This window comes from Desulfovibrio sp. ZJ746, from assembly GCF_011039155.1.
Classification (GTDB): Bacteria; Desulfobacterota; Desulfovibrionia; order Desulfovibrionales; family Desulfovibrionaceae; genus Desulfovibrio.
In genome coordinates, this window is sequence record NZ_JAAKEK010000004.1 from 146,277 (window position 1) to 162,430 (window position 16,154).

Consider the following 16,154-nt stretch of genomic DNA (forward strand, 5'->3'; position numbering starts at 1 on the left):
CGGCGGGGATGGCAATCACGGGCACCGAAGCGCGGGCCCCCGCATGCCCGTGGGGGAACGCCCCACCGCAAGCCTTGACAAGATGCGCGCCCCGGAATACAAATCAACTCCACCTGTGGGGAAGTAGCTCAGCTGGGAGAGCATCGCCTTCGCAAGGCGGGGGTCGAGGGTTCAAATCCCTTCTTCTCCACCAGGAATTTCAAAAGGGGACGCAAGCCCGCGCTTGCGTCCCCTTTTCCTGTTGCCCCGAAATATGCGTCCGGCTTCACGCCGCAAAGCCGCGCCAGAAGAGCATAATGGCGGAGAGGACGAGCATGCCCAGAAGCAGCCGGCGGAAAAAGCCGGTCGCAAGGCGCCGGGCCAGAGGCACGCTCACGGCGATGCCCACAAAGGCGGCGAGGCTCCCCGCAAGGCCGAGCAGGGGGAGCTCGCCCGCGAAGAGCCCCTTGTGCGCGAGCCAGGGGATGACGAAGGCCATGATGGCGATGCTCACGGCATTGACCGTGCCCAGGGTCTCGGTCTTCTGCCAGTGGCGCAGGAAGGCGTAGAGCACCAGCGGCGGCCCGCCGAAGCTCACCGCGCTCATCATGGTGCCCGAGAGCAGCCCGAAGGGCGCCGCGCACCACAGGGGGAGCGGCCGCTCGCGCCTGTGCAGCAGGCCGGCGGCGAACTGCCAGAGCAGGAAGAGGGAAAGCGCGGCGGCCGCGGCGAGCAGGAGCGCCCGGGCGCCGGCATTGGCGAGGAACCACACGCCGAGCGGGATGCCGCCCAGCGCCGAAACGGTGAGGATGGCCGTCTCGCGCCAGAGGATGTGGCGCAGGTAGACCACGGCCATCCCCAGAAAGATGGCGGAGCCGGAGAGCGTCCCGAACAGGATGGCCTCGCGCGGGGGCATGGCCAGGGTGATGAGCGGCACGGCGAAGAGGTTGCCGCCGAACGAGGTCAGCCCGGTGACCACCCCCGCGAGAAGCCAGGTGACGCAAAAATACAGCCAGGACAGCATGGCCGGCCCCGCCACCGCCGCCTCAGTCGGCCAGGCGCAGGATCCTGCGGGCGTTCCCGTACATCACCTTTTCGCGCACTTCCGGCTTGAGCGGGAAGGCCTCGTAGGCCTTGAGCGCGTCCTTGAGCTCCACGAAAGGATGGGCGCTCGCGAACACCACCTTGTCCGGGATGAGATTGTTCATGGCCTCCACATAGACATTCACCATGGGCGCGCGCTCGTATTCGGAAATATCCATGTAGACATTGGCGTTGCGCAGGCAGGTGTAGACGGCCTCGTTGACGAAGGGATAGCCGCCGTGGCTCATGACGATGGTGAGCCCGGGGAAGTCCCGCGCCACCTTGTCCACGTCCCTCGGGTCGGCGTATTCCATGATGGCGCCCGGCACCTGCGGCGGCGGCGCCATGGTGATGAACACCGCACAGCCGAGCTCGCAGCACTTGCTGTACAGCGGATAGAAGCGCGCCTCCGAAGGCTTGATGTGGGCGAGGTAGGGGTCGATGGCGATGCCCTTCATGCCCAGCACCTTGACGGCGTGCTCGGTCTCTTCCACGGCGGCCATTTTCTTGTGCGGGTCGATGCCCCAGAAACCCACGAATTTTTTGGGATAGGCCTGGCAGAACTCCAGCACGCTCGGGTTGTTGGAGGGGAAGCCGTAGGTGGTCTCGCAGTCCCGGCCGGTGATGACCCCGAGCTCCACCCCGAGCTTGTCGAGGCCGGCCACGATGTCGGGCAGGGGCTCGGGCTTGCGGGCGTCAAAGCCGATGGCCTTGCAGGAGGCCTTGAACATGGAGCTGTTCCTGATGCCGTCGATGATCTCCGGGGTATTGGGCCGGAAGCGGAAGTCGATGACCTTCATCTTGCGCGTTCCTTCTGGAGCTTGAGGTTGTGCAATCCCTTCACCCGGGCCTTACTTCCTGACGAGGCAGAGCGGGATCTCGGGGATATAGGTGCAGACGAGCAGCACAAGCAGCATGAGCCCGATCATGGGCAGCGCCAGCCGCGCGATGCCCTGAAGCTTGGCCTTGGCCACGCCGCTCGCGACGAAGAGGTTGACGCCCACCGGCGGCGTGATGAAGCCGATGGCGAGGTTGACCACCATGATGATGCCGAAGTGCAGCGGCGAAACGCCCACATTGGTCACCACGGGCAGCAGTATGGGCGCCAGGATGACGATGGCGGCCAGCGCCTCCATAAAGGTGCCCACGATGAGCAAGAGGATGTTGATGAGCAGGAGCACGAGGATCTTGCTGTTGGTCACGCTCAGGATGGTGCGGGCGATGGTGCCGGGCACGTCCTCGAGGGTCATGATGTTGCCGAAAAGGGTGGCCATGGCCATGAGCAGGATGATGACCGACGAGGTTTCGCAGGCCTCCACGCAGGCCACGCACATGCCCTTGAAGGACATCTCGCGGTAGAGGAAGAGGCCCACGATGAGGCCGTAAAAGGCGGAGACCGCCGCGGCCTCGGTGGGCGTCATGATGCCGCCGTAGATGCCGCCGAGCACGATGACCGGCACCATGAGGGCCCACTTGGCCTCCCAGAAGGCGCGGCCGAAGGTGGCGGCGTCGCGCTTCTTTTCCTGGCCGCGCCAGTTGCGCGCGCGGGAGTAATAGTAGCAATAAGCCATGAGCACGAGGCCGGTGAGGACGCCGGGCACGATGCCGCCCATGAAGAGGTCGCCGATGGAGACCTGCGCCGCCACGCCGTAGACCACGAAGGGGTTGGACGGCGGGATCATGACGCCCACGCAGCCGGCCGCCGCCACGAGCGCGCAGGAGAAATACTTGTCATAGCCCCGCTCCACCATGGCCGGGATGGTGAGCGCGCCGATGGCCGCCACCGTGGCCGGGCCGGAGCCGCTGATGGCGCCGAAGAACATGCAGGTCACGATGGCCGTCAAGCCCATGCCGCCGTACAGGCCGCCCACGATCTCGTCGGCCAGCTTGAGCAGCCGGTGCGAGAGGCCGCCCGCGCCCATGAACACGCCGGCGGCGATGAAGAACGGGATGGCCATGATGGGGAAATTGTCGATGGAGGTGAAGGAAATCTGCGCCATGTACTCGATGGGCAGCGTGTCCGCGCTGATGATGGTGGCGAGCGTGGAGAGGCCGAGGCAGATGGCGATGGGCACGCCGATGGCGCAGAGCACCACGAAATAGCCGAAAAGCGCGGTCAGCGGCGGGATATATTCAAAAATGAAGCACGGCGCGCAGATGATGACCACGAGGGCGAAGCCGATACAGGAATCTTTCAGGCCGCACACCTGCACCTGCGCCCAGAGGCGCTGGATGAGGCGGAAGCACATGAGGCCGAAGCCCAGCGGCAGGATGAGATAGGGGATGAGGAAGGGGATGCGCAGGGCCGTGGTGAGCTGCGGAAAGCGCAACAGCCGCTCGATCTGGCCCCAGCCGTACCAGGCGATGACCGCGGTGAGGCAGAAAAAGAGCGTCTCCACCACGATCCAGCTGATGTCCTGCCAGCGCTTGGGCAATTTGTCATACAGGATGTCCACGCGGATGGACGAGCGCTTGCGGATGGCCACGCTCACCGCGAGGTAGGAGATCCAGATGAAGATGTAGCGGGAGAGTTCTTCCGTCCACACGGCCGCGCCGGCGCGCTCGATGAACTGGGTGATCACATAGCGGTAGATGACCTGCCAGGTGATGAACAGGATGATGCTGAGAAGGCCGATGACGAGAAACACGGACTCGAAATTCTCGTTCAGCCAGTCCAGCACCTTGTGCTTGGGCGCGCTTTCCATGTGCTCCCCCCGGTTTGACCAGATTGAAAACAGGCCCGGGCCCGGCGGCGCACAAAAATGCGCCCCGGCCCCGGCGGCGCCGTCCGCCCGCGCGGGCGGCGGAACATCCCGGCCAGAAAAATGCCCCGCATGCGCGAGGCCGGGGCGGTCGCCCGCCCCGGCCTTTCACGCAGCAGTTACTTCTGGGTCTCTTCGATGAGCTTCTGGATGTTCTGCGGGATCTCCTTGGCGAACTTCTCGCGCACGGGCATGGTCTTGGCCTTCAGCTCGGCGCGCTGCTCGGGGGTGAGGATGGTGATGTCGATGCCCTTGTCGCGGAAGGCCTGCCAGGCCTTCTCTTCCAGGGCGACGGATTCCTTGCGCTGCCATTCCGTGGCTTCCTGCGCGGCCTCGCGGATGATCTTCTGCTGCTCGGGGGTGAGGCTGTCCCACTTCTTCTTGTTCATGAGCAGGATGTGCATGGAATAGTTGTGCTGGGAATCCATGGCGTGCTTCAGCACTTCGGAGTGCTTGGCGTCGTTGAGCAGGGAGAAGGTGTTGCCCTCGCCGTCAACGGTGCCCTGCTGGAGCGCGGTGTAGGTCTCGCCCCAGGCCACGGGCGCGGGGTTCATGCCGAGCTCGGTGGCCACGGCCACTTCCACGGGGGAATCCGTGGTGCGGATCTTCATGTTCTGGAGGTCCTTGATGTCCTTCAGCGGCTGCTTGGCCGAGGTGAAGTTGCGGTAGCCGTATTCGCTGAACATGATGGTCTCAAGGCCGATGTCGTTGGCCACCTGGCGCAGGGCCTTGCCGAGCTCGCCCTCGTCCAGCGCCTTGTAGAGCTTTTCCTGGTTCTTGGGGTCGGTCACATAGGGGAGGTCGATGGCCATGTAGGCCGGGGAGAAGCTCGCCAGGTTGGGCGTGGACGAGGAGGACATGTCCAGCGTGCCGGCCTGGGCGGCTTCGGTGGTCACGCGGTCGGAGCCGATCTGGGCGTTGCCGAAGATCTGGATCTTGATCTTGCCGTCGCTTTTTTTCTCCACGAGGTCCTTGAACTTCTCATAGCCCACGGTGACGTTGTTGCCCGGGGCCATGGGGTGGCCGATACGCAGGGTGATGGGTTTGTCGGCGCGGGCATTGGTGGCGAAGCCCGCGAGGCCCATGCCGAAGGCGGCCGCGAAGGCCGCTGCGACGAAGAGTTTACGCATCCCGATACTCCTTCTTCCGGTTGCAGAACTTTGCCAGGATGGGCCTGGCAGCCCCAAGTCATGGCCCGGGCCGGCAAGGGCGCCCGGCACAGGGCGCACACAAGGAAAAGCGGCACCGCCGCCGGCGGCTGCCGGCCGCGTTTGTGATAATTTTGCTTAGCACAATCCATACCACTCCTTTAAGGCCCCGGTGCCGCGCCCCGCGAGGGGAGCCCCCCGGAAAGCGGCGGTTTTCGGGGCATTGCAGGGGGGCTGGCGCCGGGGGTGGCAGGGCCTTTGGAGCGGAAGGCGCGAACCATGATTCAAAATTGCAACATGATGCCGCTCCTGCGGGCACTTTGTGAAAGAATGGAACATGGGCGGTTGAGCGGCTTCACGGCGGCGACGCGAAAGTCGCGTTCCAATATTGAAACATTGAATCCCGCTAAAATTTCAGAAGCACGAAATATGTTCCAAAATTGAACCATGCACGGCCGGGAAAGAGCGCGTGCGGCCGAGAAAAAAAACCTGAAAATATTTCTGCCAATAAATCCACAGGGATATTTTTTGGCACACGCCATGCAAATGCCGGCGCATGCAACCAAATGTGTGCGACTCACGCACAAACAAGGGAGAGAGAACGATGGACGTTACCACCTGCGCATGCCAGTCCCCCCAGGAACAGCGGCTGGACCGCGAGATCGCCGGCAAGGAAAATATCTTCCGCAAGGACCATGCCCGCGTTTTCCGCCTGCTCGACCGCTTCTCGGGGCAGAAGCCGCGCATCGATATCGAGCGCGCCTATTATTTCACGCAGTCCATGAAGGAGACCGAAGGCCAGCCGCTGGTGCTGCGCTGGGCCAAGGCCCTCAAGCACATCGCCGAGAACATCACGGTCTATGTGCAGGATGACCAGCTGCTCCTCGGGCGCGCCGGCGCCATCGGCCGTTACGGCATCCTCTATCCCGAGCTCGACGGCGACTTCCTCGACATCGCGGTGCGCGACCTGCCCACCCGCGCCACCTCGCCGGCCACCATCGACCCCGAGGACGCCAAGAAGGTCATCGAGGAGATCGCCCCCTACTGGAAGGGCAAGACCTACCACGAGGCGCTCAACGCGGCGCTCCCGCCCGAGGTGCACAAGCTCACCTATGACGACCCCGAGGGCCTCATCTCGCGCTTCATCGTCAACGAGACCTCGTCCTTCCGCTCCTCCATCCAGTGGGTGCACGACTACGAGAAGATCCTGAAGCGCGGCTTCAACGGCATCAAGAAGGAAGCCCAGGAAAAGCTCGCCGCCCTCGACCCGCTGAGCGCCAAGGACGACCGCGAGAAGCGCCCCTTCCTCGAGGCCGTGATCATCGTCTGCGACGCCATCGTCCACTGGGCCAAGCGCCACGCCGAGCTCGCCCGCAAGATGGCCGAGACGGAGAAGGATCCGCAGCGCAAGAAGGAACTTCTGCGCATGGCCGAAAACGCCGAGCATGTGCCCGGCGAGCCCGCGCGCGACTTCTGGGAGGCCTGCCAGAGCCAGTGGTTCACCCAGATGTTCTCCCGCCTCGAGCAGAAGACCGGCACCACCATCTCCAACGGCCGCATGGACCAGTACTTCTATCCTTACTACAAGAAGGACAAGGAGGCCGGCAAGCTCACCGACCACGAGGCCACCGAGCTCATGGAGTGCATGTGGGTGGGCATGGCCGAATTCATCGACATGTACATCTCGCCCACCGGCGGCGCCTTCAACGAGGGCTACGCCCACTGGGAGGCCGTGACCGTTGGCGGCCAGACCCCGGACGGCCGCGACGCCAGCAACGAGCTCACCTACCTTATCCTCAAGTCCAAGCGCGAGTTCCCGCTGCACTATCCCGATCTCGCGGCCCGCATCCACTCCCGCGCGCCCGAGCGCTACCTGTGGGACGTGGCCGAGACCATCAAGGACGGCACGGGCTTCCCCAAGCTGATCAATGACGAGGAAGTGGTGCCGCTCTACGTCTCCAAGGGCGCCACCTTCGAGGAGGCCTTGGACTACGCCGTCTCCGGCTGCACCGAGGCCCGCATGCCCAACCGCGACACCTACACCTCGGGCGGCGCCTACATCAACTTCGCCGCCGCCGTGGAGATGGTGCTGCGCAACGGCCGCATGAAGAAATACGGCGACGAGCTCCTGGGCGTGGAAACCGGCGACCCGCGCGAGTTCAAGACTTGGGAAGAGTTCTGGAACGCCTATGTGCAGCAGCACATGCTCTTCCTGAAGACCGCCTTCACGCAGCAGTACATCATCAACAAGCTGCGCGCCCAGCACTTCGCCCAGCCCATGGGCTCCGCCATGCACGATCTCTGCATGAAACACTGCATCGACCTGCACCAGGAGCACATCCCCGAAGGCGTCGACCTCGGCTACTTCGAGTACATGGGCCTCGGCACCGTGGTGGACTCCCTCGCCGCGGTCAAGAAGCTGGTCTTTGAAGAAAAGAAGCTCACCATGGATGAGCTCATCAAGGCCATCGACGCCAACTTCGAGGGCTATGAGGACGTGCAGGCGCTCCTGCGCTCCGCGCCCTGCTACGGCAACAACGACGAATACGCCGACGCCATCGGCCGCGACATCGACCGCCTCTCCGTGGAATACGGCAACAAGTATTCCATGCGCGACCTCGGCATGCACAATGACCTGCGCTACGTGCCTTTCACCTCGCACGTGCCCTTCGGCAAGGTGGTCTCCGCCACGCCCAACGGCCGCACCGAGGGCTTCCCCCTGTCGGACGGCTCCTCCGCCTCGCACGGCGCGGATGTCAACGGCCCCACGGCCGTCCTGCTCTCCAACTACAACACCAAGAACATGGGCATGCGCGACCGCGCGGCCCGCATGCTGAACATCAAGTTCACGCCCAAGTGCCTCGAGGGCGAGCAGGGCACGGAGAAGCTCGTCTCCTTCATCCGCACCTTCTGTGACCTCAAGCTCTGGCACGTGCAGTTCAACGTGCTCAACCGCGACACGCTCCTGGCCGCCCAGCGCGACCCGGACAAGTACCGCAACCTCATCGTCCGCATCGCCGGCTACAGCGCCTATTTTGTGGATCTCTCCCCGGACTTGCAGAATGACCTCATCGCCCGCACGGAACATGAGAGCTGCTAACTGAGCGCAACGCGACCTGTGCCTGCCGGCCCCGTGCCGGCAGGCACTTTTTTCATATGTGCCGGGCGGCTTGGCATTTGCGCCTCGTCAGGCTAGGCTTCTTCCACTGGCGTTCCCGCGCGGGGGGCTGCATCAGGCCCGGCCGGCGGGACACGCCCCAACTTTCCGGGAACCGCATGTACGACGACACCCCCACCGACGACGAACTCGCCCGCGAGGGCATGGTCTTCAACGTCCAGAAATATTCCGTCCATGACGGGCCCGGCATCCGCACCCTGGTCTTTTTGAAGGGCTGCGCGCTGCGCTGCCGCTGGTGCAGCAATCCCGAATCCCAGCACCACCGCCCCGAGCTCGCGTGGAACGCCGGCCGCTGCATCGGCCTTTCCAAGTGCGGCCACTGCGTCGAGGTCTGCCCCCACGGCGCGCTCACCCCGGGCGACGACGACAAGCCGAAGCTCGACCGCTCCCGCTGCGGCGAGTGCGACATGCCCTGCGCCCGCGCCTGCCCCTCGCAGGGGCTCATCGTCTACGGCCAGAAGCGCACTGTGGGCGACGTGCTCGACCGCGTGGAGCAGGACATGGCCTTTTACGCCCGCTCGGGCGGCGGCATGACGCTCTCGGGCGGCGAGCCCCTCCTGCAGAAGGACTTTGCCGTTGCCCTGCTCAAAAACGGCCGCAAGCGGCGCATGAAGACCGCGGTGGAGACCTGCGGCATGGTGCCGGAGGAGAATATCCGCGAGGCCGCGCCCTGGCTCAATTTCGCGCTTTTCGACCTCAAGCACCTCGACCGCGAGGTGCACAAGGCGCACACCGGCGCGCACAATGACCGCATCCTCGCCAATTTCCGCATACTGGTGGAAGAGTTCCCGGAGCTTCCCATCCTCGCGCGCACGCCCATCATCCCGGGCTTCAACGACAATGCGGAGGCCATCGCCCAGATCGCCGAGTTCATCCGGCCCTTCGAGCGCGTCCGCTATGAGCTTCTGCCCTATCACCGGCTCGGCACGCAGAAATACCAGTTCCTGCACCGCGAGCCGCCCATGGGCGACGTGACGCTGGACAAGAAGATCATGGCCACGCTGCAGAACACCGCCCGCGGCATCATCGGGGACCGCCTCCAGGTGCCGCACTGAAGCCTTGTGATGTCGCGGGGATGCCGTATCGTTGACAGAAATTCCACTTCCCGTCTGGAGCGAAGCGGAAGACGGGTGCTGGTGCCGGAAGAATCCTAAAAAATAAGATTTTTCGGTGCTGGCGCGCTAGCCGTTGGCGAGCCTGCGAGCCTTACGGATAGCGACAGTGGCATCGTTGGCTGTCTGGCGCGCTAACTAACTGCTGTCTTCATCCGTAGCTTCCTTCGTCGCAACGGCTGAAGCAAGGAAGATAAAAATTTTCGCGGGGAGTGTACTTAAGTACTCGACCAAGAAAATTTTTCTCTGACGCAGCCAGCACCGAAAAGGCTGTTTTTGACGGATAATTTCGGCATTGGAAAAGCGGGAGGGCATCCACAGGCTCTCGCCAGCATCGCAAATATACAACAAAGCCAAAGTAAAATACTCTACATCAGTTCTCCCGCCGCCGGGAAGCCGCTTCCTTCGGGAGGGAAGCCTGTGGCCAGGAACACGCCCCCGCTCATCAGCCATTATGCGCGCCAGATACTGGATGCGCTGCCCGACGGCGTGTTCATTTCCGACGCCAGCGGCCAGACGCTCTACATCAACCGCACCTATGAGGAAGTGACCGGCATCCGCCTCGAGCATGTGGAAGGCAAGAATGTGCGCCTGCTCGTGAAGGAGGGCATCTTCGACCATGTGCTCAACCCGGAGATCGTGAAAACCGGCAAGCCCGCCACCCATGCGCAGACCCTGAAAAACGGCATGCGCCTCGTGCTGTCGGGCTTCCCGGTTTTTGACGCCAACGGCGAGGTCTGCCTCGTCGTGACCTTCGCGCGCGACATCACCCTGCTCTCCAACCTGCAGGAGCGCGTGGCCGAGCAGCACCAGCTCATCGACCACATGAAGGACCAGCTCGTGCACATGAGCCAGGGGGGCAGCGCCGAGGAGCCGGTCTTCCAGAGCGCCGAGATGCTCGAGACCATCACCAGGGCCCGCTGCTTCGCCGCCACGGACGCCACGGTGCTCGTGCTCGGCGAGACGGGCGTGGGCAAGGATGTCATGGGCCGCATGCTCCACAACCTGAGCAACCGCAAGGACAAGATCTTCCTCAAGGTGGACTGCGGCGGCATCTCGGAATCGCTCACCGAGTCCGAGCTTTTCGGCTACCAGCCCGGGGCCTTTACCGGCGCCTCCAGCAAGGGCAAGGCCGGCTATTTCGAGATAGCCGACGGCGGCACCATCTTCCTCGACGAGATCGGCGAGCTGCCGCTCACCATGCAGACCAGGCTTTTGCGGGTGCTCCAGGACGGGGAGATCGTGCGCATCGGCTCGTCCATCCCGCGCAAGATTGACGCGCGCGTCATCGCGGCCACCAACCGCGACCTCGCCCAGTGCGTGGAGGAGGGCACCTTCCGGCGCGACCTGTACTACCGCCTCAACGTGGCCTCGGTGCGCATCCCGCCCCTCAGGGAGCGGCCGGACGACATCGCGCCGCTGGCGCAGCACTTTTTGCGCATGTATTGCAGCAAGTACCACAAGGTGCTGGCCTTCATGGACATCACGCTGGACATGCTGCGCACCCATCCGTGGCCCGGCAATGTGCGCGAATTGCAGAACATGGTGCACACCCTCGCCATCACCCTGCCGGGGCCGCTCATCGCTCCGGCCGACCTGCCCTTCCACATGGGCGCCAAGGAAAACATCGCCTCCGTTTACCCGGACATCTTCACCACCGAGCGCCCCCTCAAGGACATCATGGCCGACATGGAGCGCGACTTCCTCACCAAGGCCGTGGAGGTGCACGGCTCCATCCAGAAGGTCGCCAAGATGTTCAACGTGAGCCGCACCACCATCTTCCGCAAGCTCAGGCAGCCCCCCGCCGGGGCGGAATAGGCCCCGGAAGCGCGCCGGGGGCGCGCACGAGGGCGGCCGGAAATTTTGCTTCCTTTTTTCCCGCCAGCATATTAATTTCCCCAAAGTCGTTTTGTGCCTGTCATTTTTCAATGGGGCCGGCGAGCGCGGCCCCTGCCCCCGGAGAATCCCATGCTGAAAAAACTCCTGCTCTCTTGCTGCGCCCTGCTGCTGGCGGCGAATACCGTTTCGGCCGAGGAGAAGATCGACCCGGCCACCTATATCTGCGCGGAACTCGTCGCCGCCACGACTTCCGGCGAGCCGCCGCTCTTCGAGGGCCTCCAGCTGGACGGCTATGCCGCGGCCAGGGCCGGCGCGGCCGTGGCCGACCCGGCCCTGCTTTCGCCGCTGCTGCTCGAGGTCTACGATACCTGCCAGGCCGCGCCGGCGGACAAGGTGCTGCCCCACTGGGAGGAGGCCCGCAAGCAGAAGGTGGCGGCCACCGACGGCCCCTGGCGCGCGGACAAGACCTCCTGCAAGGACTATGCGGCCAACGAGGAGGACGGCAGCGGCTTCGTCATCTGGCTGGACGGCTACCAGCGCGGCAAGAGCGGCCAGCCGGCCTCGGCGCTGGAAAGCAACGAGAGCCTCGACGCCTTTCTTGACGCCTGCAAGAAACAGCCGGGCGCCCTCATGCTCGACGTGCTCGCCGAGAGCGTGAGAAAGTAGCCCCGCGTGAGCCCACTCCGCCAGCCTGTTGCGCCCTGCCGGAGCGGACGGCCCTGTATCTTCCGGCCGGCCGCTCCGCGCGGGGCGCGTCCCTGCCCACCGCCCCGCCATGCCTGAGGCCCGCCCCCGCGTGCCCGCCCTCATGGTGCAGGGCACCTGCTCGGACGCGGGCAAGAGCCTGATCGCCGCCGCGCTCTGCCGCCTCTTCGCGCGCCGGGGCCTCAAGGTCGCGCCGTTCAAGGCGCAGAACATGGCGCTCAATTCCTTCGTCACCCTGAAAGGGGAGGAGCTGGGCCGCGCCCAGGCGCTCCAGGCCGCTGCCTGCGGCCTCGAGCCTGACGCGCGCATGAACCCGGTCCTGCTCAAGCCCGTAAGCGACCAGGGCTCGCAGGTCATCGTGCTCGGGCGCCCGGTGGGCATGATGCGCGTGCGCGATTATATCATCTACAAGCGCAAGGCCTGGGGCGCGGTGCGCCGCGCCTGGGCGGAGCTCTCTGAGGGGCGCGACCTCATGGTGCTGGAGGGCGCGGGCAGCCCGGCGGAGATCAACCTGCGCAGGCACGACATCGTGAACATGCGCATGGCCGCCCATGCCGGGGCGAAGGTGCTGCTCGTGGCGGACATCGACCGGGGGGGCGCCTTCGCTGCCCTTGCCGGCACCATGGCCCTGCTCGGCCGGGCCGACCGCGCCCGGGTGGCCGGCTTTGCGCTCAACCGCTTCCGGGGGGACGCGAGCCTGCTCGCGCCGGCCATGGAGGCCGTGAGCCGCCGCACGCGGCGCCCCTTTTTCGGCGTCATCCCCATGATCCCGGGCCTCAGGCTCCCCGAGGAGGACTCCGTCAGCTTCAAGCTGGGCAGGAGCCCGGGCATGGGAACGGGGCAGGAGCCCGCGGCGCCCGGCCTGCTGGACGCGGCCCTCATCGACCTGCCGCATATCAGCAACGTGACCGATTGCGACGCCCTGCGCGCCGAGCCGGGCCTGCGCCTGCGCGCGGTGCGCCGCCCGGAGGAGCTGGGCCGCCCGCAGCTCGCCATCCTGCCGGGCAGCCGCAACAGCATGGCGGACATGGCCTTTTTGCGCGCCTCGGGCCTCGCTGACGCCCTTAGGGCCCACGCCCTGAAGTGCCTCGAGGCGGGGCGCGGCGCCGTGGTGGGCATCTGCGGGGGGCTGCAACTTTTGGGGGAACGTATCCATGACCCGCTGGGGCTGGAAGCCGGGAAGAACGGGGAAAGGACGGTGGCCGGGCTGGGCCTCTTGCCGCTGGTGACCGAGCTTGCGCCCGGCAAGACCTTGAGGCGCGCGGAAGGCACGGCCCTCCCGACTGTGGCCGGCGAGGCGCTGCCCGTGGCCGGCTATGAGATCCACCACGGCGTGAGCGAAAGCCGGGGCGCGCAGGTCATCATGAGGAACAGGGAGGGGGCGCCGCTCGGCTGGGGCCGGCTGGATGGGGGCAACACCGCGCGCATCTGGGGCACCTATTTGCACGGCGTGTTTGACAGCGACAGCTTCCGGCATGCCCTGCTCGGCCGCCTGCGCCGGGAGGCGGGCCTGGCGCCCGTTGCCGGCGCGGTGTGGGACCTGGGGCCCGAGCTCGACCGCGTGGCCGACGTGGTGGCCGCGAGCCTCGACATGGCGGCCATCGACGCCCTGCTCGGGCTGTGAGGGAAGGGTTAGTCCGGACTACCGCCCGACCGCAAGAGCACGAAGAGGCGGCTGGCAAGGCCTTCCATGACGCGGGCCGGGGCCACGCCGTAGCGCAGCATTTCCTGCGCCTCGTCGAGCCAGCGGCCGCAAAGGGCCGCGCGGGGCGCGTCGTGCAAGGGCGCCAGCGCCGCCGCGAGCGGCCCTTCCGAAGCTGCCGGCGCGCCCCCGGCAAGCACATGGACAAGTGCTTTCTGGCACGACAGGAGCAGGCCGGCCGCCTGCGCGGCGTCAAGGCCGCCCCGGGCCGCGGCTTTTTCCAGAAAGCCCCGGCCGGTGCGCAAAAAGTCGGTGAGGGCCGCTTCCCAAGCGGCGAGCCCGGCGTCGGGCGCCGTTGTTTCCGGCCACGGCAGGGTGAGGCAGAAGGAGCGGGAGACGAGGGTGGGCAGCAATTGCTCGCGCTGCGGCGCGAGGAGCACGAAGACCGTATGCGGGCTCGGCTCTTCCAGCGCCTTGAGCAGGGCATTGGCCGCCTCGTCGCGTGCGGGCGAAAGCCCCATGAGCAGCACCACGCGCCGCCCCGGCCCGTGGGGCGCGTCGCGCAGGCGGCTCTTGAGCTCGCGGGCGCGGCGCATGTTGAAGGCCATCACCGGGCCCGGGTTTTCCTCGTCCTCGCGGTTGCCGATGCGGCCGTCAAAGGCGAGCACGTCAAGGTGCTCCCCGGCTTCTACCTGCATGCAGGCCGGGCAGGCGAGGCAGGGCGTCGCCGGCTCGCCGCGCCCTGCGGCGGCGAGAGCCTGCGGGCAGTTGTTGGCGCAGGCCCAGTAGCGCGCAAGCCCCAGGCGCCCGGCCTCGCTGCCGCCCTCGAGCAACAGGGTCTGCGGCGGCGCAAGCGCCAGGCGGTCGAGCACGCCGCGCAGCCGGGCGAAGTCTTCGCCGGCAATGGCCGCGAAAGGGCTGTCAGCCGCGTCAGCCATGATAGACGGAAATCCCGCGGGCGCCCGGCCCCTCAGCGCAGGATGGTCTGCTCGCGGCCCGGCCCCACGGAGACGATGGAAACGCGCGCCCCGGCCAGCTCCTCCAGCCGCTCCACATAGGCGCGCACCGTGTCCGGCAGCTCGTCGAAGGTGCGGCAGCCGGAAATGTCTTCCTCAAAGCCGGGCATTTCCTCATAAATGGGCGTCACGCGGGCAAGCGCGCCTTCCTCCTGCGGCAGGTAGTCGAGGGTCTTGCCATTGAGCTCGTAGGCCACGCAGATCTTGAGCACGGGCAGGTTCTGGAGCACGTCCAGCTTGGTGAGCGCCAAGTCGGTGATGCCGTTGAGGCGCACGCTCTCGCGCGCCACCACCGCGTCGAACCAGCCGCAGCGCCGCGGCCGGCCCGTGGTGGCCCCGAACTCGTGGCCATTGGTGCGCAGGTAGCTCCCGGCATCGTCCAGGAGCTCGGTGGGGAAGGGGCCGGAGCCCACGCGCGTGGTGTAGGCCTTGATGACGCCCACCACGCGGTCGAGGGCCGAGGGCGCCACGCCGCTGCCCGCGGCCGCATTGCCGGCCACGGTGTTGGAAGAGGTCACGAAGGGATAGGTGCCGTGGTCGATGTCGAGGTGAATGCCCTGCGCGCCCTCGAAGAGCACGTTTTCGCCGGCCTGCATGGCGGCGTGGAGCCGGGCGTCCGTGTCCTGCACATAGGGCAGCAGCCTGGGGGCCAGCGCCAGCAGCTCGTCGCTCACGGCCTCCGCGTCCAGCGGCTCGAACTTGTAGAGCTCCCGCAGGAGGATATTTTTTTCGAGCAGCGCGTGGCGCACCTTGGCGCGCACGAGCTCGGGGTCGGCCAGGTCGGCCGCGCGCAGGCCCACGCGCGCCGCCTTGTCCTCGTAGCAGGGCCCGATGCCGCGGCCCGTGGTGCCGATCTTTTGGCCCGCGCGCTTGGCCTCGCGCGCCTTGTCGAGGCTCTTGTGGTAGGGCAGGATGAGGTGCGCCTTCTTGCTCACGCCGAGGCGCGCCGGCGAAACGTCGACGCCGCGGGCCGCCAGCTCGTCGAGCTCATGGAGGAAGACCCCGGGATCGAGCACCACGCCGTTGCCGATGAGGCAGAGCGCGCCCGGGTGGAGGATGCCCGAGGGCACGAGGTGCAGGATGGTCTCCTCGCCGTCCACCTTGATGGTGTGGCCGGCGTTGTTGCCGCCCTGGAAGCGCACGATGACCTGGCTTTCGGCGCTGAGCATGTCCACGATCTTGCCCTTGCCCTCGTCGCCCCACTGCGCGCCGATGATCACTGTATTGGCCATGATGCCTTCTCCTCTGAGGTGGACGGCAGGCGCCCGCGACCAAACGCGCCGCGCGCCGCCGGAATTTTAACCCTAGAGAGATGGCCGGGGCAAGTCAAGCGGGAGCCCGGGGCTTGTGGTCATTCGAAGCCTTTTGCTGCGGGACATGCGCAAGAGCGTTGGTATGCAGGAGGGGGATCTTCCGCTATCCCTTCCGGAGCGAGGCGGGAGACGGGCGGGTGGTGCCGGAAGAATCCTGGAAAACAAGATTTTGGGGTGCTTGAGCGCCAGCCGCCGGCGAGCTTGCGAGCCACACGGCTGGCGACAGCGGTTTCGCCGGATGACCGGCGCGTTGCCTGATTGCTGCCTCCCTCCGCGGCTTCCTGCGCCGCAACGGCCGGGAGCCAGGCTGTTTTTGACGGATACTTCAGCATTGAGACCATGCCCCACCACAGCAAGGCACATACAAAAACCGCCCC

The 16,154-nt window shown here is 66.0% G+C and carries 11 protein-coding genes and 1 tRNA gene; 6 read left to right on the forward strand and 6 right to left on the reverse strand.

The features are described from left to right. The first annotated feature begins 117 nt into the window (after window positions 1–117). Window positions 118–193, forward strand: a tRNA-Ala gene (locus G7Y54_RS08060). 72 nt (window positions 194–265) lie between these two features. On the opposite strand, the gene G7Y54_RS08065 is transcribed toward G7Y54_RS08060, so the two are convergent. The 4 genes from G7Y54_RS08065 to G7Y54_RS08080 form a co-directional block, all read right to left on the reverse strand. Beyond that, window positions 266–1,003: a sulfite exporter TauE/SafE family protein gene (locus tag G7Y54_RS08065; RefSeq protein ID WP_165078811.1), complete on the reverse strand. Its 738-nt coding sequence runs from the start codon at window positions 1,001–1,003 to the stop codon at window positions 266–268. Window positions 1,004–1,025: 22 nt separating this feature from the next. Then, window positions 1,026–1,862 (reverse strand): amidohydrolase family protein, encoded by an 837-nt coding sequence (locus G7Y54_RS08070; RefSeq protein WP_165078812.1) that lies wholly within the window; start codon window positions 1,860–1,862, stop codon window positions 1,026–1,028. Between the two features lie 51 nt (window positions 1,863–1,913). Beyond that, entirely contained in the window at window positions 1,914–3,767 is a 1,854-nt protein-coding gene (locus tag G7Y54_RS08075) for a TRAP transporter large permease subunit (protein ID WP_165078813.1), read from the reverse strand. A gap of 176 nt (window positions 3,768–3,943) precedes the next feature. Next, the gene (locus G7Y54_RS08080) at window positions 3,944–4,954 is read right to left on the reverse strand and encodes a TRAP transporter substrate-binding protein (protein ID WP_165078814.1); all 1,011 of its coding nucleotides are present in this window, start codon (window positions 4,952–4,954) and stop codon (window positions 3,944–3,946) included. A 622-nt stretch (window positions 4,955–5,576) separates the two neighbouring features. Here G7Y54_RS08080 and G7Y54_RS08085 point away from each other — a divergent pair. The 5 genes from G7Y54_RS08085 (at window position 5,577) to G7Y54_RS08105 (ending at window position 13,430) form a co-directional block, all read left to right on the forward strand. Further along, a complete protein-coding gene (locus G7Y54_RS08085) occupies window positions 5,577–8,072 on the forward strand; it encodes a glycyl radical protein (RefSeq protein WP_165078815.1) in 2,496 nt (831 codons plus the stop codon). Window positions 8,073–8,248: 176 nt separating this feature from the next. Further along, window positions 8,249–9,205: a glycyl-radical enzyme activating protein gene (locus G7Y54_RS08090; RefSeq protein WP_165078816.1), complete on the forward strand. Its 957-nt coding sequence runs from the start codon at window positions 8,249–8,251 to the stop codon at window positions 9,203–9,205. Between the two features lie 477 nt (window positions 9,206–9,682). Further along, window positions 9,683–11,080 carry a sigma 54-interacting transcriptional regulator gene (locus G7Y54_RS08095; protein WP_165078817.1) on the forward strand — a complete coding sequence of 466 codons (1,398 nt, stop codon included), beginning with the start codon at window positions 9,683–9,685 and terminating at the stop codon, window positions 11,078–11,080. 150 nt (window positions 11,081–11,230) lie between these two features. Further along, on the forward strand, window positions 11,231–11,767 hold the full coding sequence (locus tag G7Y54_RS08100) for a hypothetical protein (RefSeq protein WP_241159419.1): 537 nt from the start codon (window positions 11,231–11,233) through the stop codon (window positions 11,765–11,767). 109 nt (window positions 11,768–11,876) lie between these two features. Beyond that, window positions 11,877–13,430, forward strand: coding sequence for a cobyric acid synthase (locus tag G7Y54_RS08105; protein ID WP_241159420.1), 1,554 nt, complete (start codon window positions 11,877–11,879; stop codon window positions 13,428–13,430). 8 nt (window positions 13,431–13,438) lie between these two features. Here G7Y54_RS08105 and G7Y54_RS08110 read toward each other — a convergent pair whose 3' ends face one another. Both G7Y54_RS08110 and G7Y54_RS08115 read right to left on the reverse strand, forming a co-directional pair. Continuing rightward, complete coding sequence (locus G7Y54_RS08110; RefSeq protein ID WP_165078818.1) at window positions 13,439–14,386, reverse strand: DNA polymerase III subunit delta'; 948 nt, start codon at window positions 14,384–14,386, stop codon at window positions 13,439–13,441. A gap of 32 nt (window positions 14,387–14,418) precedes the next feature. Beyond that, window positions 14,419–15,696: an adenylosuccinate synthase gene (locus G7Y54_RS08115; protein WP_165078819.1), complete on the reverse strand. Its 1,278-nt coding sequence runs from the start codon at window positions 15,694–15,696 to the stop codon at window positions 14,419–14,421. Window positions 15,697–16,154 lie beyond the last annotated feature (458 nt).